We start from the raw sequence: 23,412 nt of genomic DNA on the forward strand, positions 1-23,412 counted from the left end.
TCCGAACAGCTTTCGCGATGCCGGTGTCACGCGGACACCGGCACGGGCTCCGACATGGTGATCCGGTTCCTGACGCTGGAACGCTCCTGCATCCGCGCGTACCAGGCTTGGAGAGCCGTGCACTCTGCCGGTATCTCCACTTCGACGAGCTCCGCAAAGATCAGACCGCCGATCACCGTGATATCGGCCATCGAGAAGACCTCGCCCGCCACGAACGGCTGCCTTTTCAGAACGGCGTCGAAATAGTGCATCCCTCTCACCGCCTTGTCGCGCTGACGAAATCCCCATTCGGCGTTCTGGTAAATCTCGACATCCGGGCCGAGCCCCAGCGTGGCGTGATGGAAATAAACGCTGATGGCGTCGAGCAATTCCAGCTCGGCTCGCTTGCTCATCATGTGGATCACACCCTTTTCGCGAGCAGTCCTGCCGGTGAGCGTCGGAGCGCCGTCAAGGTTGTCGAGGTATTCGGTGATGGCCGTGCACTCGGCAATGAGAGTTCCGTCTTCGAGTTCGAGCACCGGCAGCGTGCCCGAGTAGTTCTTGGCAAGAAACTCGGGCTTCTTATGCTCGCCTTTCCACAGATTGACCGACACGAACTGGACCTGCGATTGCAGGTTCTTTTCCGCCAACGCGATACGGACGCGTGCCGGGTACGGGCCGGTATGCCAATCGTAAATCTTCATCGCGACTTCCTTTACCATGAACCTACCTATCACTTGGTAGGTGAAAACTACCATTTATATCCGCACCGTCAATGTCTATCTACCACTTGGTAGATATTTTGAGGGTAAGGGCGTCAGATGAGTTCAAATTCCAGGGAAGCCATTCTGGCAGCGGCCAAACAGACCGCACAGGCGCATGGATATGGCGGCCTGAATTTCCGCGAGCTTGCGGATGAGGTCGGCATCAAGGCGGCCAGCATCTACCATCACTTCCCGAGCAAGGCTGATCTCGCTGCGGCGGTCGCGAAGCGTTACTGGCAGGACTCGGCGGCGGCTCTCGACGCACTGCTGGCGGCGTCACCAGATCCTCTCAGTTGCCTGCGGCAGTATCCCGACACATTTCGCAAAGCGCTCGAGAACGGTAACCGCATGTGCCTCTGCAGCTTCATGGCTGCCGAGCATGACGACCTGCCGGAGGCAGTGCGGAACGAAGTTCAAGCCTTCGCCGATGTCAACGTGGCGTGGCTGAGCAAAGTTCTGTCCGCTGCGGGCGTGGTTGGCGCCCTCGACTGCGAACAGCGAGCGCGCGCCATCTTCGCTGCGATAGCCGGAGCTCAACTGGTTGCGCGAAGCCGTTCTGATATCTCGGTCTATGATGCATTGATCGAAAGCTACCGCGCGGCAGGTCTGCTGCCGGCGTAGTCGCCTCGACGATCACAAGGGCCGAGGCCTAGCGGCGCTGCACCACGCACTGCCCGCCGGCCGTTTTCAGGTTGCCGCAGAACGCCGCGGCTTCCTCATTGGTCCCGAACGGCCCGACCATGGCACGGTAGAACGTGCCCTTGCCGGCGATCTCGGCCTTGTGGATCGTCGCCGTGCGTGAGCCCAGGATCGAGGCATATTTGCCCTGAATCGATTTGAACGACGCCTTCGCATCGGCTTCCGACTTCTGCGACGATACCTGCACATAGGCGCCGCCGCCCGTGACAGCCGCAGGACTGATTGCTGCAACCTTCTGCCGATCGGCAGGAGCCGCCGGAGGCTGTGCCTGCGGCGAGAGTGAAACGGGTGCGTTGGCGGACGGTGCCCCTGTCGAAGCGGTGCTCGCCGGTGCCGTCGTCGACGTCCGCTGTGCCGGAGACTGCGCACGCGCTGGCGCTGCCGGCGCGGCAGCCGCCGAATCCGGCTGATCCGGCCGGATGCTCAGGGTGCGGATTTTTCGCGGCTCCTCGCCGCCGGTCAATGTGCCGTTGCCGACGCCCGCGCCGGTCGGGCGGGCGCTAGTGGACGCGCTGGCGACCGATGGCGGGTTGGCATTCTGGGTCAAGGGCGGAAACACCACGCGTGGACCGGTCCTGGCATTGACGTCGACGGGTTGTTCCTCGCGGGACACCACGCGCTCGGGTGACTTGTCGCCGACGCGATCGGTGATCTGCTTGCTTGAACCATCGCCCGCGCCGGGAGGAATAATCTTGTTCGGGCCTGCGTCCGCCCGGATGACCGGTGGCTCGCCGCTGCGCGGAGAACCGACGAACGTCCTGTAGGCGAAGGCTGCGCCGGTGCCGACAACCGCGAGCAGCAGAACGACGACAACTGTCATCATACCGCCGCGCCGGGCCTTCGGGGCTTCCTGCTCGAAATCTTCGCCATAGGGCGGCCGGTCGTAGCCGCCCTCGTCGTAGTGTCCGCCCTGAGCGGTGAAGTCATCGCGGCCGGGATCGTGATCGGGCCGCCCGTACAGGACGTCATCGTAACGGTCGCTGGCAACCTGCTGACCTCGGCCCTGCCCGGTCAGCACGGGATCGTAACCGCTATGATCGAACCGCGGGGCATGCTGGCCGTAAATATGATCCTGGCTCTGATGATGCCGTTCGTCCGCATAAGGCGGATCGTAACGCTCTGGCTCGCGATAAGGCTCTTCACGATAAGAGTCCTCGCGATAAGCCGGCTCCTGCGGCGCCTGACGCGCGGCAGCCAAATTCTGCAACCAGGACGGCCGAACGGCGGGCACGTCTTCTTCCTCGGCGGCGGGCTCATGGGCGGCGTACTGATCGCGCGGCTCATGCCGTGCCGGCTGCGCCTGCTGCTCGCGTCCAAAATTCGAGAATGGATCGGCCTGCCCGATCAGTCGCGCCAGTTCCGCCAGCGGATCGCTCTCGCCTTGCGGCTGGGCCATGCGGGATTGATCCCGGCCGTAGTCATCGTCTGCCGGAAACGGTCTGTCGCGATACTGGTTCGCCATTGCGATATTGCATCCCCTTCGGGAAAGCGCCTCGCCCGTCATTCAAACGAACGCCGCTTCTCACACACCGCCACCCGTCCCCGTGGCGGTCAAATCCCCAATTATCGCATCTCGTCCGGAGCATGGACGCCGAGCACGGCGAGACCGGAAGCCAGAACCGAGACAACGCCCTGAACCAGGGCAAGTCGCGCGATTGTTACTTCTGCATCATTCTGGATAATGAAGCGTAAATGAGGCATATCGCGCCCCTTGGTCCAAAGCGCGTGAAATTCACTCGCGAGATCATACAGGTAAAACGCGATTCGGTGCGGTTCATGTGCGACCGCCGCCGCCTCGACGATCCGCGGATAAATCGCGATCTGCCGGATCAGGCTCAGTTCGACCGGGTCGCTGAGCCGCTCGATCTTTGCGCCGCGCAGGAACGCGACACGCTCCGTTGCATCCTCGGGCAGCGACGGAACCGTCTCGCGTGCATTCTTGAAAATCGAATGCCCGCGCGCGTGTCCGTACTGCACATAGAATACCGCATTGTCCTTGGACTGCTCGATCACCTTGGCGAGGTCGAAGTCCAACACCGCATCGTTCTTGCGGAACAGCATCATGAACCGCACGGCGTCGGAGCCGACTTCATCGACGACTTCGCGCAGCGTGACGAAATCGCCGGAGCGCTTCGACATCTTCACCGGCTCGCCGTTGCGCAGCAGTTTCACAAGCTGGACGATCTTCACATCCAGCGTCGCCTTGTCATCGGTGACGGCCTTGATCGCCGCCTGCACCCGCTTGATGTAGCCGCCGTGATCCGCGCCCCACACGTCGACCATGTTAAGGAAGCCGCGATCGAACTTGGTCTTGTGATAGGCGATGTCGGACGCGAAGTAAGTGTACGAGCCGTCCGATTTCTTCAGCGGACGGTCGACGTCATCGCCGAACGCGGTCGCGCGAAACAGCGTCTGCTCGCGATCCTCGTAATCTTCAACCGGCGCGCCCTTCGGCGGCGGAAGGCGGCCTTCATACACATCGCCCTTGGCGCGCAGTTCAGCGATGGTCGCGCCGACGCGATCGTTGCCGTTTTCGTTGAGCGAGCGTTCCGAGAAAAATACGTCGTGACGGATGTTGAGCGCGGCGAGATCACCCTTGATCATCTCCATCATCATGGAAATGGCTTTTGCTCGTACCACCGGCAGCCACTCTGCTTCGGATTGCTTGGTCAGCTTGTCGCCGTATTCGCTGGCAAGCGCCTTCCCGACCGGCACAAGATAGTCACCCGGATAAAGCCCTTCGGGAATCTCGCCGATGGTTTCGCCAAGCGCTTCGCGATAACGCAGGAAAGCGGAACGCGCGAGCACGTCGACCTGCGCGCCGGCGTCGTTGATGTAATACTCCTTGGTGACGTCGTAGCCCGCGAACGACAACAGGCTCGCAAGCGCATCGCCGAACACGGCGCCACGGCAATGACCGACATGCATCGGTCCGGTCGGATTGGCGGAGACGTACTCGACGTTGACTTTCTCGGCCGCGCCGACGCTGCTGCGGCCATAACTGTTGCCCTGCTCCAGCACGGACCGCAATGCGCCGAACCAGGCGGATGTCTTCAACGTCAGATTGATAAAGCCAGGTCCGGCGACGTCAACGCGCTCGACAATCGGATCGGCGCGCAATTTGTCCGCGATCTTGTCGGCAAGCTCGCGCGGCTTTGCCTTCGCGTCCTTGGCCAGAACCATTGCCGCGTTGGTCGCCATGTCGCCATGAGTAGCGTCGCGCGGCGGCTCGACCACAACGCGCGACAGATCAAGACCTGCGGGAAGAACACCCTCGCCGCCGAGCGCCGCGCAGACGGCATGCACGCGCGAAAGCACGTCGGCGAACAAATGCTGGGACTGGGCGGGCGAAGTCATTAGGAAGTCCTGTGTCGTGTACAAAATAGACAGTTCAGATCGTCATTGCGAGCGGAGCGAAGCAATCCATCTTTGAGACCAAAGGAATGGATTGCTTCGTCGCAAGCGCTCCTCGCAATGACGGAGTAAGCCCTTGGGCTTGCTGCCAAGGCCGGATGCCGCCGCCTAACGTAAATCCGGGGTCGAGTCAAAAAGCCGCTGATGCTCGACAATGGCGTACCGGTCGGTCATTCCCGCAATGAAATCGCCGATCCGGCGGGCCCGGCCAGCCTCGTCATGCTCGCCCTCGTCGGGCAGCCATTCGGCGGGCAGATCGCCCGGTTCGGCCTGATAGCGCGCGAACAGATCGCGGACCACCGCCTCCGCGTCCCGCATCACGCTCATGACCCGCTCGTGGCGATACATCCGCGTCCTGAGAAAGCGCTTGATCGCCGCTTCCGTTTTCTCGGCTTCGGCCGAGAAGCCGACCAGCGTTGCGTCATGGTTGCGCACGTCGATCACGCTGCCGGGGTGCACACCGGTGAGCCGCCTGCGCGTTTCCGAGAACACATCCTCGATCAGATAGGAGATGAGTTCGCGCACCAGTTCCGCGCCGCGCCGCGTCTCGTCGAGGACGGGATAGCGCGCGGTGATGACCGCGTTGATGTCGGCGATCAGCGGGATGGCGCCGAGATCGTCCACGGTGAACAGCCCTGCCCGCAATCCGTCGTCGATGTCGTGCGCGTCATAGGCGATGTCATCGGCCACCGCAGCGACCTGCGCTTCCAGCGAGGCGTAGCTCCACAACTCGAGATCGTGATACGCGACATATTCCGAGATGCCGACCGGCACGCCGTGCTCGCGGTAGCGGCCGACAGGCTCGCCATTGCCGTCGATCAACGGGCCGTTGTGCTTGACGATTCCCTCGAGGGACTCCCATGTGAGATTGAGGCCGTCGAACTGCGGATAGCGCCGCTCCAGCAGCGTGACCACGCGCAGGCTCTGCGCGTTGTGATCGAAACCGCCGTGCGCCTTGAGGCACTCGTCGAGCGCCCGCTCCCCGGCATGGCCGAACGGCGGATGGCCGAGATCGTGGGCGAGCGCCAGCGTCTCGGTGAGGTCCTCGTCGAGGCCGAGTTGCCGCGCCAGCGCGCGGGCGATCTGGGCGACCTCCAGCGTATGGGTCAGGCGGGTGCGATAGTGATCGCCTTCGTGGAACACGAATACCTGTGTTTTATGCTTCAGGCGGCGGAAGGCATTGGAATGAATGACGCGGTCACAGTCGCGGCGGAACGCACTGCGCCGCAGGCTCGGCGGCTCATTGAAGCGCCTGCCGCGGCTCTGGCTGGGGTCGCAGCCATAGGCTACGCGGGTTGCTGCCATTCCGACCGACATCGAATTATTCTACTTTCGGTGTTTGATTCTGGCGTTCAGCGCACTTAACTATGCCATACGGGGACATTCAAATACCCCGGTTTCGGAGACCTATTATGACTGCCACCGAACTCGCCTCAGCCGCCGGTGTGACCATTTCCGAACGGGCAGCGAAGCGAATCGGCGCCATCCTCAAGTCGGAAGGCGACGGCGCGATGCTGCGCATCAGCGTCGAAGGCGGCGGCTGCTCCGGCTTCCAGTACAAATTCGATGTCGAGCGCGCCAAGGCAGACGACGATCTTGTGATCGAACGCGACAGCGCCGTGGTGCTGGTGGACCCCTCATCCGTGCCGTTCCTGGCCGGCTCGGAAGTCGACTTTGTCGATGATCTGATCGGCGCGTCGTTCCGCGTGGTCAATCCGAACGCGACCGCGTCCTGCGGCTGCGGTACGAGTTTTTCGATTTAGTTTCTTTGAATTAGACACCTGCTCCGACACGAGCGCAGTCCAACTCCCTCTCCCGTGGGGAGAGGGTTGGGGTGAGGGCGTAGAATCTATCGAGGGAGCGTACCCCCTCACCCGGCGCTACGCGCCGACCTCTCCCCATGGGAGAGGTAAAGCAAACTCTCATGCTTTGAGTCTCGCCGGAAACGGCTCGCACCTCAGGATGACGCCAGAAAGCGCCGCTACTTATTCCCTGCGTTCTCCGCGAACAGCCGCTTCGCGTTGCCATGCGCGATCTGTTTCGCGATCCCCGGCGGCAACTGCTTCAACCAACCGCGATACTCGGCCATGATCGAACCGTAGCTCGCCCAGCGCTCGCTGATCCAGGTATCCGATCCCAGCAGGAAGCGGTCCGGATATTTCTCGAACATCGCGCGCCATTCCGGCGTGAGCGCCCCGCCCGCGCCGGTAATGCCGCTGCGGTAAGACAGTTCGCCCCACAACTGCGGATAAGTTGCCAGCATCGCCGCGACCCGGCTCGGCGCGAGGCTGAAGCCGGTGTGTGCCCAGATGATCTTTGCGCGCGCGTTGTGACGCATCAGGATCTCGACGGCTTCATCGTCGGCGTGGGCATGAAGGTAGAGATCGTTGGCGACTGCGAAGTCCACGGCCTTCTTGACCCATTCGGTCGCGGCGGCCTTCCCCGACAGATGAAACTCTCCGATACCGCGGTAATAGCCGCGCTTGTACTCGTCCTGCACCAGATCGAAGATCGTCGGGTCGTTGAACCAGGTCTGGATGTCAGGACGAACGCGATACGGCCTGATGAACGGGACGACCCACAGGCCTTCGGCTTTTGCATCCATCAGGGCATGGGTGCCTGTGTTGGGCCGGCTGGTGGCGAGAATGCCGGTGACGCGGTGCTTCCTGAACAGCGCGAGCACCTCATCGACCTGAAAATACGGCGTCGGCTCCCAGTTGTAATGCAGGTGCGCGTCGAAAATCTCGATCGGCTCTTCAATGGCCCGTGCAGGCACAGCGGAAAGCAGCACGGCGGCGGCGATGAGGAAACGCCAGCCTGTTCGTGCGGATATGATCGACATTCGAAACTCTACTCGGCCGCCGCGACGCGTGGCGGCTCGACATCCGGCGTGTCCTGCAGCGTCGGGTCAAGGCGCCGCTTGAGACGGCGGTCGATGCGGTCAAGATAGATGTAGATCACCGGCGTGATGTAGAGCGTGAGCAACTGCGATACCAGAAGACCGCCGACCACAGACACGCCGAGTGGCTGACGCAGTTCGGCGCCCGCGCCCGCGCCGAGCGCAATCGGCAGCGTGCCGAAGATCGCCGCGAACGTCGTCATCATGATCGGACGGAACCGCATCAGCGCCGCCTCACGAATGGCATGCTCCGCACTCAGACCCGCGGAGCGGCGTTCGATGGCGAAGTCGACCATCATGATCGCGTTCTTCTTGACGATGCCGACCAGCATGACGATGCCGATCATGGCGATCACCGACAACTCCATCTTGAACAGCATCAGCGTCAGGATCGCGCCGATACCTGCGGACGGCAGACCCGAGATGATCGTGATCGGATGGATGAAGCTCTCGTAGAGAATGCCGAGAATGACGAAGGCCGCGAACACGGCGGCGAGAATAAGAACGCCCTGCCCGCGCAGCGAATCCTGGAACACCTGCGCGGTGCCTGAGAAGCCGGTCGCAATGGTCGCCGGCAGATTCGAATCCTGCTCGATCTTCGTGATCTGATCGACCGCATAGCCGAGCGAGGTGCCGGGCCGCAGGTTGAACGAGATCGTCACCGCCGGCTGCTGGCCCTGGTGATTGATCTGCAAAGGCCCGACCGTCGGCACCATCTTCGCCACCGCATCGAGCGGAATGGTCTGGTTGTTCGTCGTCTTCACATACAGCTTGGACAGATCGGTCGGATCGACGCGAAACTTCGGCTGCACTTCCAGAATGATCTGGTAGTCGTTCGAGGGCATGTAGATCGTGCCCACCTGCCGCGCGCCATAAGCGTTGAAAAGCTGGTTGCGGATCTGGTCGGCCGTCACGCCATAGACCGCGGCCTTCTCGCGGTCGATCTCGACCGTGAGCTGCGGATTCTTGATGTAGAGATCGGTGGTGACATCCTGCAATCCATCGACCTTGGCGATGCGGTCGCGCATCACCGGCGCTGCGTTGTAGAGCGAGTCCGTATCGCCGCTCTGCAATGTGTACTGATACTGGCTCTTCGACGGACGTCCGCCGATGTTCAGGTTCTGGATGCCCTGGAAAAAGGCCTGAAGACCCGGCACCTGCAACGCCTTCTGCCGGAGCCGCGCCATCACCACGGGCGCGGGCTGACGCTCCTCCTTCGGCTTCAGGCCAATGAACAAGCGGCCGTAGTTCGCCGTCGGATTGGGCCCGCCGGACCCGACCGTGCTGTTGACGAATTCAACGGCGGGATCGGCCCGCAGAATATCGGCAAGAAGTTTCTGCCGTGCGCTCATCGCCTCGAACGACGTGTCGGTCGCGGCCTCCGTCGTACCGCTGAGGAAGCCGGTGTCCTCCTGCGGGAAGAACCCTTTCGGCACGATCATGTACAGCCAGATCGTGAGGCCGAGCGTCGCCAGCGTCACCACCAGCATCACCGACTTGTAGGCGAGCACGCGGTCGAGCGTCCATTCATAGGCGCGCAGCCAGGCCTCGAACATGGCCTCGAACCAGCGCAGCACGAAGTTGGGCCGGTGATGCGGATCGTGCGCCTTGAGCACGCGCGCGCAGAGCATGGGCGTCAGGGTCAGCGACACGAAGCCGGACACAAGGATGGCTACAGAGATGGTCACCGCGAACTCGCGGAACACGCGGCCAACGATGCCGCCCATCAGCAGCACGGGAATGAAGACCGCGATCAGCGAGAACGTAATCGACAGAATGGTGAAGCCGATTTCCCGCGCGCCTTTCAGCGCCGCCTCATAGGGCTTCATGCCCTCCTCGATGTGACGCATGATGTTTTCGAGCATGACGATGGCGTCGTCCACCACGAAGCCCACCGACAGCGTCAGCGCCAGCAGCGTCATGTTGTTGATCGAATAGTCGAGCGCGTACATCACCGCGCAGGTGCCCAGCACCGAGATCGGAACCGCGAGCGCCGGAATGAAGGTGGCGGACGCCGACCGCAGGAACAGGAAGATCACGACGATCACAAGACCGACCGCGATCAGCAGCGTCTCTTCAACGTCGGTGACGGACTCGCGGATGGAGACCGAGCGGTCGAGGGTCACGTCCATGGTGATAGAGGGCGGGACCTGAGCCCGCAGCGACGGCAGCTTGGCCCGCACCGCATCGACCACGGCCACGGTGTTGGCGTCTGGCTGCTTCTGGATCGCCAGCACGATCGAGCGCGTGCCGTTGAACCAGGTCGCAGCCTTGTCGTTTTCGACGCTATCGTAGATCCGGGCGACTTCGTCCAGCTTGACCGGCGAGCCGTTACGCCATGCCACAACCACCTGCCGGTAATCGGCAGCCTTGTTGAGCTGCCCGGACGCCTGAATTGCGATGTCCTGCTTCGGACCGTTCAGGGTGCCGACCGGCGTCGAGGAATTGGCGCGCGAAACTGCCGCGCGGATGTCCTCGAGCGACAATCCGCGCGCGGCTGCCGCCTCAGGATCGGCCTGCACCCGGATCGCAAACTTCTGCGGACCGTAGATCAGAACCTGCGCGACGCCGGGAATCTGCGAGAGCGTCTGGCCGATGGTGATGTCGCCGTATTCATTGACGGTCGACAGCGGCAGAGTCTCCGAACTCAACGACACGAACAGCACGGGGAAGTCGGCCGGGTTCACCTTCCGGAAGCTCGGCGGGACGAGCATCTCGACCGGCAGGCGGCGCTGCGCAATCGTCAGCGCGGTCTGCACGTCCAGTGCTGCGCCATCGATGTTGCGGTTGAGGTCGAACTGGATGGTGATCGAGGTCGTGCCCTGCGAGGAGCTCGACGACATCGACGAAATGCCGGCAACCGTCGAGAGCTGGCGCTCGATCGGACCTGCAACCGAGGCCGCCATTGTGTCGGCGCTCGCGCCGGGCAAGGTCGCCGTGACCTGAATGGTCGGGAAATCAACCTTGGGCAGCGCGGAGACCGGCAGCAGCCGGAATCCGAACACGCCAAATGCAATAATCGACGCCGTCATCAGCGTCGTCATCACCGGTCTGCGGATGCAGAGTTCCGACAGGTTCATCTATTAAGCCCCGGCCTTGCGGCTGCGAGGCGCGACGGGCGTGCCGTTGGACAGCAGCAATTGACCATCAACAACGATATCCTCTCCGCCTTCCAGACCACTGTCGACCACGGAAAAACCCTGGAAAGTGCGGCTGATGGTAACGGGCTGAACCTGCGCCTTGCCGTCCCGGACCACGAACACGAAGTTCCCTGTCTGGCTGCGCTGGACGCCGACCGATGGCACAATGACCGCCTCTTCGGTCCGCACGGTGAGCGTGGTGTTGACCAGAATACCCGGCCACAGCAGTTCGCTCTCGTTGCCCATCATGCCGCGCACCGTCACCATGCCGGTGGTCGGATCGACGGTGTTCTCCACCATGGCGATGGTGCCGGTCTCCGACTTGCCGTTGCCGGGGATCGTCGCCGTGACCGACGACTTGCCGTCCTTCATGGCATCACGCAGATCGCTCAGCACGCGCTGGGGAATTGCGAAGGTGACGTAAACCGGCGCCATCTGGTTGATGGTCGCAAGGGGCGACGTATCCGCCGGCCGGACGAAGTTTCCAACCTTGACGGTCGCGGCACTGATCCGGCCGCTGATGGGGGCCGTAATCTTCGTGTAACTTTTCTGAACCTTCAGATTATCCAGAATGGCCTGATCGGCCTGAATGGTCGCGGTCGCGGTGTCGGCCGCGGTCTTCGCATTGTCGACATTGACCTGCGTAGTCGCGCCCTTGCCGATCAGTTCGTTGAAACGCCTCATGTCGCGCTCGGCGGCGACGAGCTGCGATTGCGACCGTGCAAGATTGCCTTCCGCCTGCGCGATCTGCGCATCGATCTGGCGCGAATCCAGCGTGAACAGCAAATCGCCTTCCTTGACGCGAGCGCCGTCCTCGAAATGAACCCCGACGATGGTGGTCTCGACGCGGGATTTCAGCGCAACGCTCGAAATCGGGGTGACTGCGCCGATGGAATCCACATCGAGCGGCACCGGCTTCTTTTCAGCCTTCGCAACTTCGACGGAGACTGCTTGCCGCGGCGGAGCTTGCGCGGTGGTCGCGCCGCTCGTCCACATCGACCGGGTCGCATAGAGCGCGACGGCCGCAATAAGGATGCCCGCAATGAGCAAAGTACGCCGTTTGAAAAAATTTCCGTTCATGCCGTCTCTCAGGTTCAGGATTCAGGCTGCGCGAGCACGCCAGACAGCCGCCGTTTCCCAACCCCATAGTGCTGGTTTTCCAGCGTTAATTTGTATTCGGCTTATCACAGCCACACCGCCCGTGGTACGGGATACCGGGGGATTCTTTGGAATAATGCCCCACGTAACTAACGGGATCGGACATGCGGATCGCCACCTGGAACGTTAACTCTATCCGTCAGCGGCTCGATCACCTGCTGACGTGGCTCAAGGAACGGTCCCCGGACATCGTCTGCCTTCAGGAGATCAAGTGCGTGGACGAGGCGTTTCCGCGCGAGCCGATCGAGGCGCTCGGCTACAACGTGGTGACCCACGGCCAGAAGACATTCAACGGCGTGGCGCTGCTCTCGAAGTACCGGTTCGACGAAACCACGCCGCGTCTGGGCGGCGACGCGGACGATCTGCACGCCCGTTTCCTTGAAGGCGTGGTCTCGCATGCAAACGGCTCGCTGCGGATCGCTTGTCTGTACCTGCCGAACGGCAACCCGCCGGAAACCGAGAAATACCCATACAAAATCAAATGGATGGAGCGGCTTCTTGAGTACTCGAAGGAGCGCATGAAGGGCGAGCAGCCGCTGGTGCTGGCGGGCGATTTCAACGTCATTCCCGCCAATGGCGACGTCTACAATCCTGCCGCCTGGGCGAACGACGCCCTGTTCCTGCCGAAGACGCGCGAGCGCTTCCGCGCCCTGCTGAACCTCGGCCTGACCGACGCGATCCGTGCGGTTTCGGACCAGCCCGGTCAGTACACGTTCTGGGATTATCAGGCCGGCGCATGGCCGAAGAACAACGGCATCCGGATCGACCACCTGTTGCTGTCGCCGCAAGCCAGCGACCGGCTGCTCGATGCCGGCATCGATCGCTACGTCAGGGGATGGGAAAAGGCGTCAGATCACGTTCCGGTGTGGATCGATCTGGATCTCAACTAAACACGTTCGCGACGCGAACAGATCAGTCCCGGCGACCCTGCACCCAGCGCTCGAGCATCTGCAACGCCATCGCCCGGTCGTCCTCGGACGCCTTGGAGAGCGCGGTCTTGTAGCTGTCCTTGATCCAGATCTCGTCCGGCCCCGCACTGTCCTGCGCCAAGGTCAGCCACATCAGGCCGCGGGCCGCCTGACGCTGGGAGCCGGTACCGTTGAACAGCATCTGACCGAGCAGCGCCTGCGCCTGATGCTGGCCCTTGCGCGCCGCCAGCCCGAGCCAGCGAATGCCGTACCTGGTGTCGCGCGGCATGCCGACGCCGTCGAGATACATCCGGGCCAGATTGTACTGCGCCTCGGCGTTGCCGAAATACGACGCGGCGTAGGAGAACATTTCCCGCGCCCGCTCCGGATCAGCCTTTACGCGGGTGTTCGGAATTCCGGAGACGTAATACCGGCCGAGCGCCACGAAAGCGTTGGCAACGATCGTCGCCTGTGGCGCCGACGGGCTATCCTCGGCGTGGGCGTTCGCGATCTTGCTGAAATAGTCGTAGGCGCGCAGATCGTCCTGCGCGACGCCGTCGCCCTTGGCGTACATGCGCCCGAGCTTCCACTGCGCCACCGGATGACCCCCCTCGGCGGCATATTGCAGCGCCGACAACGTCGCCGGAGGCTGGGGAATGTCGGCCGGTGGGACCGGCTTCTTGATCACGGCAACGCCGGTGGGAGCGGCAACAACCGGCAGCGTGCCGTCCTGATTGCCCGGCGACGTGCCCTCAAAGGCAACGGCCGGACCTGCCGCGAAAAACGCGACAGTCAGGGCAGCAACAATACCGATGCGCTCAGATGTCCGCATAACACACTTTCTCAGCCGCCCCGCCGGGATGGGTCACCGCGCCCTTGACCGCCGGTCCCACCTGCTGGGCATATTTCCAAAGCACGCCGGAACCGACCGAGGTTTCACGCGGCTTCCACGCCTTCCTGCGCTCGGCCAGTTCGGCATCGGTTAATTTGACATTGAGCGTGCCGTTGACCGCATCGAGCTCGATGATGTCACCGTCGCGGATCAGCCCGATCGGGCCGCCGACGGCCGCTTCAGGCCCGACATGGCCGACGCAGAAGCCGCGGGTGGCTCCCGAGAAACGCCCGTCGGTGATGAGAGCCACCTTGCCGCCCATGCCCTGGCCGGTGAGAGCTGCGGTTGTCTGGAGCATTTCGCGCATGCCGGGGCCACCCTTGGGGCCCTCGTAGCGGATCACGATGACGTCGCCTTCCTTGTAGGTCTTATTGTTCACGGACTCGAACGCATCTTCTTCGCAATCGAAGCAACGCGCGGGCCCTGTGAACTTCAACACCGACATTCCAGCGACTTTCACGATCGCGCCGTCGGGCGCGAGATTACCCTTCATGCCGACAACGCCACCGGTCACGGTGATCGGCTTATCGGCTGGATACACCACGTCCTGGTGAGGATTCCATTTCACGCTCTTGAGGTTTTCGGCGATCGTACGACCGGTGACTGTCATGCAGTCGCCGTGCAAGTAACCGTTGTCCAAGAGCGTCTTCATCAGAAGCGGTATTCCACCAGCCTCGAACATATCTTTGGCCACATAACGGCCACCCGGCTTCAAATCCGCGATATACGGTGTCTTTTTGAAGATTTCGGCAACGTCAAAAAGATCGAACTCGATGCCGCATTCGTGTGCCATCGCGGGCAGATGCAGCGCAGCATTGGTCGAGCCGCCCGACGCCGCCACGACGGCTGCCGCGTTTTCCAAGGACTTACGGGTGACGATGTCGCGCGGACGGATATTCTGCGCGATCAATTCCATGATCTTTTCGCCCGCCGCCATGCAGAAGCTGTCGCGGATTTCGTAAGGAGCCGGCGCACCGGCCGAGTAAGGCAAGGCAAGGCCGATCGCCTCGGAGACGGTCGCCATGGTGTTGGCGGTGAACTGAGCGCCGCAGGCGCCCGCCGACGGGCACGCCACCCGCTCGATTTCGTCCAGATCCTCGTCGGACATTTCGCCGACCGAGTGCTTGCCGACCGCCTCGAACATGTCCTGGACGGTGACCTGCTGGCCCCGGAAGTTGCCGGGCAGGATCGAGCCGCCGTAGATGAAGATCGACGGTACGTTGAGCCGCAGCATCGCCATCATCATGCCGGGCAAGGACTTGTCGCAGCCGGCGAGGCCGATCAGGGCGTCATAGGCATGGCCGCGGACGGTCAATTCAACTGAATCGGCAATGGTTTCGCGCGACGGAAGCGACGACCGCATCCCCTCGTGGCCCATGGCGATGCCATCGGTGACGGTGATGGTGCAGAATTCGCGAGGGGTGCCGCCCGCCGAGGCGACGCCCTTTTTGGCGGCCTGGGCCTGACGCATCAGGGAAATATTGCAGGGGGCCGCCTCATTCCAGCAGGACGCCACGCCGACGAACGGCTGGTGGATCTGCTCGGTGGTGAGGCCCATGGCATAGAGGTAGGAGCGATGGGGAGCGCGTGCGGGACCCTCCGTCACATGACGGCTTGGGAGTCGCGACTTGATGTTGCTCTTCGCGTCCATCGTGAACCTTGTCCCGCAGCCGCCCCGAGAGCCAGAAAACCCCTAAAAATGGGAGGTTCTTCCAATGCCATCGCGAATGCCGTGGCGTTTCGCCTACGGAATAATGATCTCATGGAGGCGTGTGGCTAAATAGCGGCGCGCGCAAGTGCTTGCTGGGGCCACGGTTAAATGTTCACGAAGTGTTGTAGACACGCAACATTCGTTGCTGCGCGGCAACTCCAACGACCAGCGCCTGACAAGCCTTAGAACTTCTCCGCCGCTCAGGACTTACTTCGGATGGGGTGTCCCGGTGCTTACCGCGCTTGGAAGCCGGGTCATGGAGACAGGCCAGCCGTTGGCGCTGGTTCTTTACATTTTCAGAATTCAAGTCGGCGCAGTCCGAGGTCAGCCGTCGATTAATTCGCGGGACGCATCCCTGGCGTTCTGCTTTGTCCACTCCGCCATGACGACGCAGTTGACGGCGTCGTGGAGATACATGCCTACGGCAAGCCCGCGGTCGTAGCTCGACCAGAAACGCGGCAGGATCTCGATGCCGCGGCCGCCGCGGCCGACGATTTTCACCAGCCCCGCCGCTTGCGCCGTCTCCATCAGGTTGCGGACATGCGTTCGCGAGACGCCGAAGCGATCGGCCGCGTCGAAATACGGCACCGCCGCGGCTGGATCGCCGGCATCCATCGCTGCCTTGAGTACCGCATTCTGAATCAATGGCCCGGCGGCGTGGCTGAAGAACAGCATCGTGTCGGGCAGCGTCATCATCATCCGCGCGCTTACGGGCGTAAACGGCAGGCAGGCACGACAATGGAGCGCATGGAAAGTGCGGTCGCGCGTTAGCACCGGAGTATAATCATGCGCGGGAAAGAGCGTCGCGAGCGGAACATAATGCGCCGCCAGCCAATCGGCATGATGCGAGCGAAGCTTGTCCGTGGTGGCGAGCAGACGCACGCGGCCGTCGCCGGGCGCACGGCGCTGTTCGATGAAGCCGACCTCCTGCAGCCGCGCCAGCAGATGATCCACCTGTCTTGCACTGACATAGCCGAACATCGCCAATTGCTGCTTCAACGCCGCGACCGTGAACCAGGTCTCGCGTCGCGCGAGGTCATGCGAGGATTCCAGGACCATGGCGCAGTGAAACACGAGGAAACGGCCAGCCTGCAAAAGGAGGCGGATCAAAAAGGGATCGCCCTCGTAGACGTCGAGAAAGCTCTGCAGATACGCTCGCCGAGCCTGCGGCAGGAGCGGATGGTTCAAGATTTCCTCGAAGCTATGCCGCAACCGGCCGCCGACGAGTCGCTCAAGTTCGTCGCTTTCCACGGTCTGCCCCAAGGCGTCATTCCCCGCCGAAACGCTATCTGCGCGGTCCGATCTGCGCAATGTTTTCCGACCGGACGAACACATCTGCGAATAGCTTGTCCGCGTTGCAGGACGCTTTTGCATTTATGGACATTCATTCTGCTGGGGAGTTTGACCATGGTTCGATATCTATCGGCTGGCTTGAGCGCGTTCATTCTGTCGATCGGCGCAGCGGCCGCACAAAGTGCCCCGCCCTCCTATGAGGCCGACCCAACGGTCTACAAGGTCATTTTCGAAGATCAGAACTTCCGCGTGATTTCAGCGACTTGGAAGAAGGGCGTGACGGACAAGCAGCACTCCCACCCGGTTGCCTTTGTCACTTACGCGCTCGATGACTGTAAGGTGAAGGTCCATAACGTCGACGGCACGACGCGCGAGATCAAGGTCAAGGCCGGCGAGGCCCACACCGGTCCGATCACTGCGTCGCATGCAGCCGAAAATGTGACGGATGCGGATTGCCACGGTCTTTTGATCGAGCGCAAATAAGCAGCGCAAGAGAACTCCAGAACCGACCGCTTGCCCCTCGCCCTAGCCGGAGACGATCCGATGCGCCGTGCTGTTGCTTTGGCATTCGCCATTCCATGCCTCTTCCTCGGTGCGCCGGTGTCGTCCGGCCGCGCGGATGACATGGTCGATGCGCGGGAGCAGGTCTTCAGGACGGAGGCCGAAAAGGCCTTCATCCTTGATCAGATGCGGCTGCTTCTGAATTCAATCACTGAAATCGAGGAAGGGCTTGGGACCGGCGATATGGGCCTGGTCGCGCGCGAAGCCGCCGCGCGGGGCCGGAAGGCCAACCTGACGCTGGCGCGGCCGCCCTCGTTGGCGGCCAAGGAAAGCGAGGCCTGGAAGTTGATGTTTCTGTCGGTGAGGAATGGCTTCGATGCGCTCGCCGATCAAGCCCGCGCCAATGCACCGGCGGCGACGATCAACAAGTCGCTTGCCGATATCATGCGCAACTGCGTCGCCTGCCATCAGACCTACCGCATCGAGGTAAAGGCCCAGTAGCCGCAATCCTCCGGCGGACATCGGACGGCGCGCGTGAATCGCCCGTGGCCCGCACCCATCCTCCACCTGGCATCAACCGATTGGCCGAGGCGGCCTTTCGCTTTTGGTCCTCGGCAGATGCCCGCGCTTAGCGGCCGCGGATCATGCGCCACGCAAACAGCAGAAGCACCGCGCCGATCGCTGCGGAAACGAGCGTCCGCCAGAAGCCGAAGACTGGCACTTCCGCGATTTCGGCAAGCTTGGCGCCGACGAACGACCCGGCGATGCCGACAAGGATATTGGTGAAGATGCCGTGGTCGGACGACGTCACCCGCTCCGCGATCCAGCCGGCGATGGCGCCGATCAGAAGCATGGTAAAGAAGCCGACTCCCGGCTGGCTGAAAAAGGCCTGAGCTTCGTTCATTGATAGTCCTTGCACAAACTGTCCGGTCACATTGCGTTATACCGGACCTCGCACAGGACAGTTAGGCTTTCGTGAGCGAAAGTCGTGCAAATCTGATTGAGAGCGGCCATCAGTACATTAGCCCTTACCAAACATACCGCACACGACCGGTGCCCGCGTAAGTCTGCGTCCGCTCGGAGAATTCACCGTCAAACTTCGCCATCAGCGACCAGCCCTTGCCCATCATCCATTCTGATCCGGCAGCGACCAGCGCCAGGTCGCGGGCGGGCGTCACACCGCCGACCCCAAACGCCGGGATAGCAAAACCGGAAAACGAAGCTGCAATCGTCGGATCGCTATATTCATCGTGGCCGTAGGCGATCTTGCCGAACGCGCGCAGGCTGCCGCCACTTGGCAGACTCCATGTCTTGTCGAGGCGGCTGCCGGCTTCCGAGCGGACGACCCACGCATCGCGCGACGCGAACGCCAGCGCGAATGCGCCTACGCCTGCCGATGCGGTCTCGGTATAGGACGGCGTGGTGTAGAACTGCGACTGGATCGCGACATAGGGCGTCAGACGCATACCTTCGGGAACCTGAAAGTGCCGCCCGAGTTCGAACCGCCCGCCGAAATTCTGCACGTTGAACTTCGCATCGAACTGATCCGCGCCGACCGTCCGATTGGTTGTCGTCCAATAATTGCCGAAGCTCAAAGCGCCGGAGAGATAATACGACGTGTTGAAACCATGCGCGCCATAGACACCGACGAGGAGTGCATCGCTGCGGCCGCCGCCGTTGTTATCTGACACCGACCACGATGTTCCGCCACCCGCAAGCGAAAAACCGATCATCGAGTTCGGCGAGAATTTGTAATCGACGCCGGCGGCAAAACCTCCGACCGTCGTTGATGTATCTGAAATGCCGAGTGTGGACACGCCGCTGCTCTTGTTGCCGCCGCCGAAAGCCGCGCCCCACATGCTGTAGCGTGGCTCATAACCGTTCGGCGCTTTGTTGAACTTGGCGAAGGCAGACGCGACGCCCGCGGGCACGTTCGACGGGCGCTCCGGTGCAAAGCCGATGGCTGAAGCGCCACCGCGATCGGTGACAAACGGATCGGTCAGCACATTCAGGTACTGGTGCATCAGTTGGACGACGCCCTGCTGCGCCTCGATGCCGTTCTGGCCCGCGACGGGAAGACCGGGGATAATCGTTGCCGTAAAGGCGAGATCGAGATTGGGCGACCCCCAGCTCTGGCCGAGCAATCCAGCCAGGGTGGGACTCGATTGCGTGACAAAATTTCCTCCCGAATAGGCCGAGCCGCCCATATATCCAAACCGATAAAGTCCGGCGGCCTGAGCGCCGACCGAACTCGTGGTCACGAACAGAGCATATTGCTGGCCCGGCGAAAGAACCACGCCGCCGCCGGTATTGATCGTCATCTGCGCAAATGCTCCGGCGGTCGCCGGAGCCGTCATCACCCCCGACGTAAACAGGGCGCTGCCGACCATACTGCTTGTGACCGGATCCCATTGATAAACGTACGCCCGATATTGCTGGGGTACTCCCGAGTCTTGAATTACTTCAAATGAGAAACTCGACAGGCGCGAAGGCGCGCTTCCGGCGGTAATGCTCTGGCCGAACGCTGTCTGACCTCCTCCGGAGCCCCAAAAAGAAAGCGCTTGAGTGCCGTTCCATGAGGGACGAGTGTCGATGGACTGCGCAAATGCGGGAGCGCCGAGCACCGCAAGCAGCGCGGTGCCGAGCATCGCGCGCCGCAATCCGAACTTAACCCGAAGCCGTATCACATAAGGCGCACCGACCAGCGCCCGGCGGCGGTTGATATTGCCGCCGCTTTTCAATCTTTTGCTCATTTCAACACCCCGGCCCCTTCGCTCGGCTGCGCGCAAGCAACCCGACTCCGGGGGCAAAATAGGCAAAGCACTCGGCGGTGAAAAATCATCAGTACGAATAGCAACCATAGTTCTGATGAATGATCCGCAGCAGGGTCGCAAACCACGAATACGGCTCTGCAATCATGATGTTACCTACACGAGCGGGAACGAGACGCTTGGAAAATGCGGCGGTTTCAGGTTTATGTATCAAGTCCATGAATATGTCTGTCCTGCACATAGAAAACCGCGACAGTGTCCGCCAATTTGCGCAATATCGATCTCAATCTGCTGATCGTTTTTGAAGCCGTATTCTCCACCGGAAATATCAGCCACGCCGCCAGACAGCTCGCGCTTAGTCAGCCTGCGGTCTCCAACGCGCTGACGCGGCTGCGCGAGCATTTCGACGATCCGCTGTTCGTGCGGTCCGGACGCGGCGTAAAGCCGACCAACCGCTCGCTGCAGATGATCGCGCCGGTACGCGAAGCACTGCAGCTGATCCGGCGCCAGCTCGACGGCGGGCAAAGTATCGACCTGGCCACCTATCAGCGCAAATTTCGTATCGTGATGGTCGATACGCTGGAGCCGGTGCTGATGCCGCCGCTGCTGCGCGATATATCCGGACATGCGCCGCACGTTTCGATCGAGTCGCGTCCGGCGTGGAATTCCAGAGTATCGGAGGAGATCGTCGCCGGCACACTCGACCTTGCCTGCCATACGTTTCCGATCAGCGCTCCGGGATTGATGATCTCCACGATCTGCGACTGCGATCACATCGTTGTCGCCCGCCGTGATCATCCGCGCATCGGCAAGACTCTCGACGCCAAGACATTCATGTCGCTCGGCCATCTCGCGCTGATCGGCGAATTGCGTGGCCACGCCAATATCGACCGCGACATCACCTCGCGCGGCGGCATACGCAACATTGTCTATGAAGTGAACAAGGTCTGGTCGATGCCCGCCATCGTGGGCAGCACCGACCTCGTCTGCGTATTGCCGCGCCGGTTTGCGGAGCTGATGGCACCGCTGTTCGGGCTGGAGATCTACGATTCACCAGTACCGATTTCGGATCAGTCCTACCACATGATCTGGCACGAGAAGAACAACGACGATCCGGGCCACAAATGGCTGCGCGAAACGCTGATGCGGAATTTTCAAGCCGGTACCGCAGCGAGCTACCCGATGAAGCCGTCAAAGCCTTCAAAAGCCAGAAGGCCCAGGCCTTGAAGTCATCCCGGTTCGTTTTCAGCGTTCACGACAGAAATCGCGAACCGACTTTCATTGTACTGGACGACAGATCGACGATGTCTCTCTGCGCATTGACGCTCTCGCAAGCAATATCCCGTAGCCCACACCGCGGTCACAACAAGAAGCGCAGAGATCCGACCTGGAGATCATCGGCGCGTCCCGATCGACTCACATGTTCAGCACGCGGCCATAGGCGTCGAGCACCGCTTCCTTCATCGTTTCCGAAATGGTCGGATGCGGGAAGATAGTGTGGAACAGTTCTTCCTCGGTGGTCTCGAGGTTCATGGCCACCACGAAGCCCTGGATCAGTTCGGTGACTTCCGACCCGACCATGTGGGCCCCGAGCAACTGCCCGGTCTTCTTGTCGAACACCACCTTGACCATGCCCTGATCTTCGCCCTGCGCGATGGCCTTGCCGTTGCCGACGAACGGGAAGCGGCCGACGCGGATATCCTTGCCCGCTTCCTTCGCCTTCGCCTCGGTGAGACCGACCGATGCGATCTGCGGATGGCAATACGTGCAGCCCGGGATCAGCAGCTTGTCCATCGGATGCGGATGCATCCCCTTGATGGCCTCGACGCAGATGATGCCTTCGTGCTCGGCCTTGTGCGCGAGCATCGGCGGACCGGCGACATCGCCGATAGCATAGATGCCGGGCACATTGGTCTTGCCGTATCCGTCGATGACGATGCAGCCGCGGTCGGTTTTCACACCGAGCTTCTCGAGCCCGAAGCCTTCGATGTTGCCGACCACGCCGACCGCCGAGATCACGCGATCCACCTCGATCTGCACCGGCTTCTTGCCGTCATCGATGGTGGCGACGACGCTGTCGGCCTTCTTGTCGAGCTTGGTGACCTTGGTGTTGGACCTCACCTTGATGCCCTGCTTCTCGAACTGCTTGCGCGCGAAACCTGCGATCTCGGCGTCTTCCACCGGCAATATCTGCGGCAGCACTTCGACCACCGTTACGTCCGCACCCATGGTGCGATAGAACGATGCGAACTCTATGCCGATGGCGCCTGAGCCCACCACCAGCAACGATTTCGGCATTTTGTCCGGGTTCATCGCCTCGAAATAGGTCCAGACCAGCTTCTTGTCCGGCTCCAGGCCCGGCAGCACGCGCGGGCGCGCGCCGGTGGCGACGATGATATGTTTGGCTGTGTACGCGCCCTCGCCCAGCGATCCCTTCGGCGGTTCGGCCGCCGACTTCTTCACCGTGAACTTGCCCGGCGCGTCCAGCGTCGCCTCGCCCCAGATGATCGAAATCTTGTTCTTCTTCATCAGGAATTCGACGCCGCCATTGAGGCGCTTCACCACTCCGCGCGAGCGCGCGATCACCGCCTTTGGATCGAACGAGACGTTGTCCGCCGACAGGCCGTAGTCCTTGGCGTGCTTCATGTAGTGATAGATTTCCGCCGAGCGCAGCAGCGCCTTGGTCGGGATGCAGCCCCAGTTGTTACAGATGCCGCCCAGATAGGCCTTCTCGACAATGGCGGTCTTGAAACCAAGCTGCGCCGCGCGAATAGCCGTGACGTAACCGCCCGGCCCCGATCCGATCACGACGACGTCGAAGGATGTATCAGCCATAGCTAAACGCTTTTCTTGCTTCCCTCTCCCCCTGTGGGAGAGGGTGGCGAGCGAAGCTCGCCGGGTGAGGGGGAATTTGACGCCGCAGCCAAAATGACCTCAGCGACGCCGCTTGGATTTTGAAGGATCTCGTTGTTCCAGAATCTCAATACACGAAAGCCCCGAGCCTCCAGATCGTGATCGCGAGCCGCATCTCGCGCGCTATCGGCGTGCTGGCTTCCATCGGCTTCGACAACAAGATGCCTGTCGAACGACACGAAATCTGCAATCCATTCGCCGATCGGCGCCTGCCGTCTGAATTTCATATCCGCCAGTCTGCGGGCTCGCAGCAATCGCCACAATGCAATTTCAGCGTCAGTCGCATTAACACGAAGCGTCTTTGCGAATATTCGCTTCGACTGCGTTACGCGTTGGCGCATGCCCCCTCACCCGGCAGCCTCCGGCTGCC

The 23,412-nt window shown here is 61.8% G+C and carries 20 protein-coding genes; 6 read left to right on the top strand and 14 right to left on the bottom strand.

The window, feature by feature from the left end; all coding sequences use genetic code 11:
* Positions 1 to 26: 26 nt before the first annotated feature.
* Entirely contained in the window at positions 27 to 683 is a 657-nt protein-coding gene (locus HMPREF9695_RS09725) for a glutathione S-transferase (RefSeq protein WP_041712050.1), read from the bottom strand.
* Between the two features lie 117 nt (positions 684 to 800).
* Here HMPREF9695_RS09725 and HMPREF9695_RS09730 point away from each other — a divergent pair, with 117 nt between their 5' ends.
* A complete protein-coding gene (locus HMPREF9695_RS09730) occupies positions 801 to 1,364 on the top strand; it encodes a TetR/AcrR family transcriptional regulator (protein ID WP_006020679.1) in 564 nt (187 codons plus the stop codon).
* A gap of 28 nt (positions 1,365 to 1,392) precedes the next feature.
* Here HMPREF9695_RS09730 and HMPREF9695_RS09735 read toward each other — a convergent pair whose 3' ends face one another.
* The 3 genes from HMPREF9695_RS09735 to HMPREF9695_RS09745 all read right to left on the bottom strand — a co-directional run bounded on the left by HMPREF9695_RS09735 (position 1,393) and on the right by HMPREF9695_RS09745 (position 6,173).
* Positions 1,393 to 2,904: an SPOR domain-containing protein gene (locus HMPREF9695_RS09735; protein ID WP_006020680.1), complete on the bottom strand. Its 1,512-nt coding sequence runs from the start codon at positions 2,902 to 2,904 to the stop codon at positions 1,393 to 1,395.
* Between the two features lie 101 nt (positions 2,905 to 3,005).
* On the bottom strand, positions 3,006 to 4,799 hold the full coding sequence (argS, locus tag HMPREF9695_RS09740; RefSeq protein WP_006020681.1) for an arginine--tRNA ligase: 1,794 nt from the start codon (positions 4,797 to 4,799) through the stop codon (positions 3,006 to 3,008).
* 165 nt (positions 4,800 to 4,964) lie between these two features.
* A complete protein-coding gene (locus tag HMPREF9695_RS09745) occupies positions 4,965 to 6,173 on the bottom strand; it encodes a deoxyguanosinetriphosphate triphosphohydrolase (RefSeq protein WP_006020682.1) in 1,209 nt (402 codons plus the stop codon).
* A gap of 95 nt (positions 6,174 to 6,268) precedes the next feature.
* Between HMPREF9695_RS09745 and erpA the strand changes: the two genes are divergently transcribed.
* On the top strand, positions 6,269 to 6,619 hold the full coding sequence (gene erpA / locus HMPREF9695_RS09750) for an iron-sulfur cluster insertion protein ErpA (RefSeq protein WP_006020683.1): 351 nt from the start codon (positions 6,269 to 6,271) through the stop codon (positions 6,617 to 6,619).
* Between the two features lie 218 nt (positions 6,620 to 6,837).
* Here erpA and HMPREF9695_RS09755 read toward each other — a convergent pair whose 3' ends face one another.
* Genes HMPREF9695_RS09755 through HMPREF9695_RS09765 form a run of 3 tightly spaced genes read right to left on the bottom strand, consistent with a single transcriptional unit; the run spans position 6,838 to position 11,975 of the window.
* On the bottom strand, positions 6,838 to 7,698 hold the full coding sequence (locus HMPREF9695_RS09755) for an amidohydrolase family protein (protein ID WP_006020684.1): 861 nt from the start codon (positions 7,696 to 7,698) through the stop codon (positions 6,838 to 6,840).
* An 8-nt stretch (positions 7,699 to 7,706) separates the two neighbouring features.
* The gene (locus HMPREF9695_RS09760; protein WP_006020685.1) at positions 7,707 to 10,835 is read right to left on the bottom strand and encodes an efflux RND transporter permease subunit; all 3,129 of its coding nucleotides are present in this window, start codon (positions 10,833 to 10,835) and stop codon (positions 7,707 to 7,709) included.
* 3 nt (positions 10,836 to 10,838) lie between these two features.
* Positions 10,839 to 11,975, bottom strand: a complete 1,137-nt coding sequence (locus HMPREF9695_RS09765) for an efflux RND transporter periplasmic adaptor subunit (protein WP_006020686.1) — start codon at positions 11,973 to 11,975, stop codon at positions 10,839 to 10,841.
* Between the two features lie 182 nt (positions 11,976 to 12,157).
* Between HMPREF9695_RS09765 and xth the strand changes: the two genes are divergently transcribed.
* Positions 12,158 to 12,943: an exodeoxyribonuclease III gene (gene xth / locus HMPREF9695_RS09770; RefSeq protein WP_006020687.1), complete on the top strand. Its 786-nt coding sequence runs from the start codon at positions 12,158 to 12,160 to the stop codon at positions 12,941 to 12,943.
* Positions 12,944 to 12,965: 22 nt separating this feature from the next.
* On the opposite strand, the gene HMPREF9695_RS09775 is transcribed toward xth, so the two are convergent.
* From HMPREF9695_RS09775 to HMPREF9695_RS09785, 3 genes are all read right to left on the bottom strand, one after another.
* Positions 12,966 to 13,793 carry a tetratricopeptide repeat protein gene (locus HMPREF9695_RS09775; RefSeq protein WP_006020688.1) on the bottom strand — a complete coding sequence of 276 codons (828 nt, stop codon included), beginning with the start codon at positions 13,791 to 13,793 and terminating at the stop codon, positions 12,966 to 12,968.
* Positions 13,780 to 15,504: a dihydroxy-acid dehydratase gene (gene ilvD, locus HMPREF9695_RS09780; protein WP_006020689.1), complete on the bottom strand. Its 1,725-nt coding sequence runs from the start codon at positions 15,502 to 15,504 to the stop codon at positions 13,780 to 13,782. Before ilvD ends, HMPREF9695_RS09775 begins: the two co-directional genes overlap by 14 nt.
* 384 nt (positions 15,505 to 15,888) lie before the next feature.
* Positions 15,889 to 16,545, bottom strand: a complete 657-nt coding sequence (locus tag HMPREF9695_RS09785; protein WP_245258736.1) for a hypothetical protein — start codon at positions 16,543 to 16,545, stop codon at positions 15,889 to 15,891.
* A 6-nt stretch (positions 16,546 to 16,551) separates the two neighbouring features.
* Here HMPREF9695_RS09785 and HMPREF9695_RS26940 point away from each other — a divergent pair, with 6 nt between their 5' ends.
* Positions 16,552 to 17,340 (top strand): hypothetical protein, encoded by a 789-nt coding sequence (locus tag HMPREF9695_RS26940; protein WP_245258737.1) that lies wholly within the window; start codon positions 16,552 to 16,554, stop codon positions 17,338 to 17,340.
* 60 nt (positions 17,341 to 17,400) lie between these two features.
* A complete protein-coding gene (locus HMPREF9695_RS09795; RefSeq protein ID WP_006020692.1) occupies positions 17,401 to 17,859 on the top strand; it encodes a hypothetical protein in 459 nt (152 codons plus the stop codon).
* Positions 17,860 to 17,986: 127 nt separating this feature from the next.
* Here the strand turns inward: HMPREF9695_RS09795 and HMPREF9695_RS09800 are convergent, their stop codons facing one another.
* A complete protein-coding gene (locus HMPREF9695_RS09800; protein ID WP_006020693.1) occupies positions 17,987 to 18,262 on the bottom strand; it encodes a GlsB/YeaQ/YmgE family stress response membrane protein in 276 nt (91 codons plus the stop codon).
* 124 nt (positions 18,263 to 18,386) lie between these two features.
* Positions 18,387 to 20,111 (bottom strand): autotransporter outer membrane beta-barrel domain-containing protein, encoded by a 1,725-nt coding sequence (locus HMPREF9695_RS09805; RefSeq protein ID WP_006020694.1) that lies wholly within the window; start codon positions 20,109 to 20,111, stop codon positions 18,387 to 18,389.
* Positions 20,112 to 20,384: 273 nt separating this feature from the next.
* Here HMPREF9695_RS09805 and HMPREF9695_RS09810 point away from each other — a divergent pair, with 273 nt between their 5' ends.
* A complete protein-coding gene (locus tag HMPREF9695_RS09810; protein ID WP_006020696.1) occupies positions 20,385 to 21,356 on the top strand; it encodes a LysR family transcriptional regulator in 972 nt (323 codons plus the stop codon).
* Between the two features lie 189 nt (positions 21,357 to 21,545).
* Here the strand turns inward: HMPREF9695_RS09810 and lpdA are convergent, their stop codons facing one another.
* Both lpdA and HMPREF9695_RS09820 read right to left on the bottom strand, forming a co-directional pair.
* On the bottom strand, positions 21,546 to 22,964 hold the full coding sequence (gene lpdA, locus HMPREF9695_RS09815; RefSeq protein WP_006020697.1) for a dihydrolipoyl dehydrogenase: 1,419 nt from the start codon (positions 22,962 to 22,964) through the stop codon (positions 21,546 to 21,548).
* Between the two features lie 2 nt (positions 22,965 to 22,966).
* Entirely contained in the window at positions 22,967 to 23,383 is a 417-nt protein-coding gene (locus HMPREF9695_RS09820; RefSeq protein WP_041711615.1) for an endonuclease domain-containing protein, read from the bottom strand.
* Positions 23,384 to 23,412 lie beyond the last annotated feature (29 nt).

It is taken from the genome of Afipia broomeae ATCC 49717 (genome assembly GCF_000314675.2).
Classification (GTDB): domain Bacteria; phylum Pseudomonadota; class Alphaproteobacteria; order Rhizobiales; family Xanthobacteraceae; genus Afipia; species Afipia broomeae.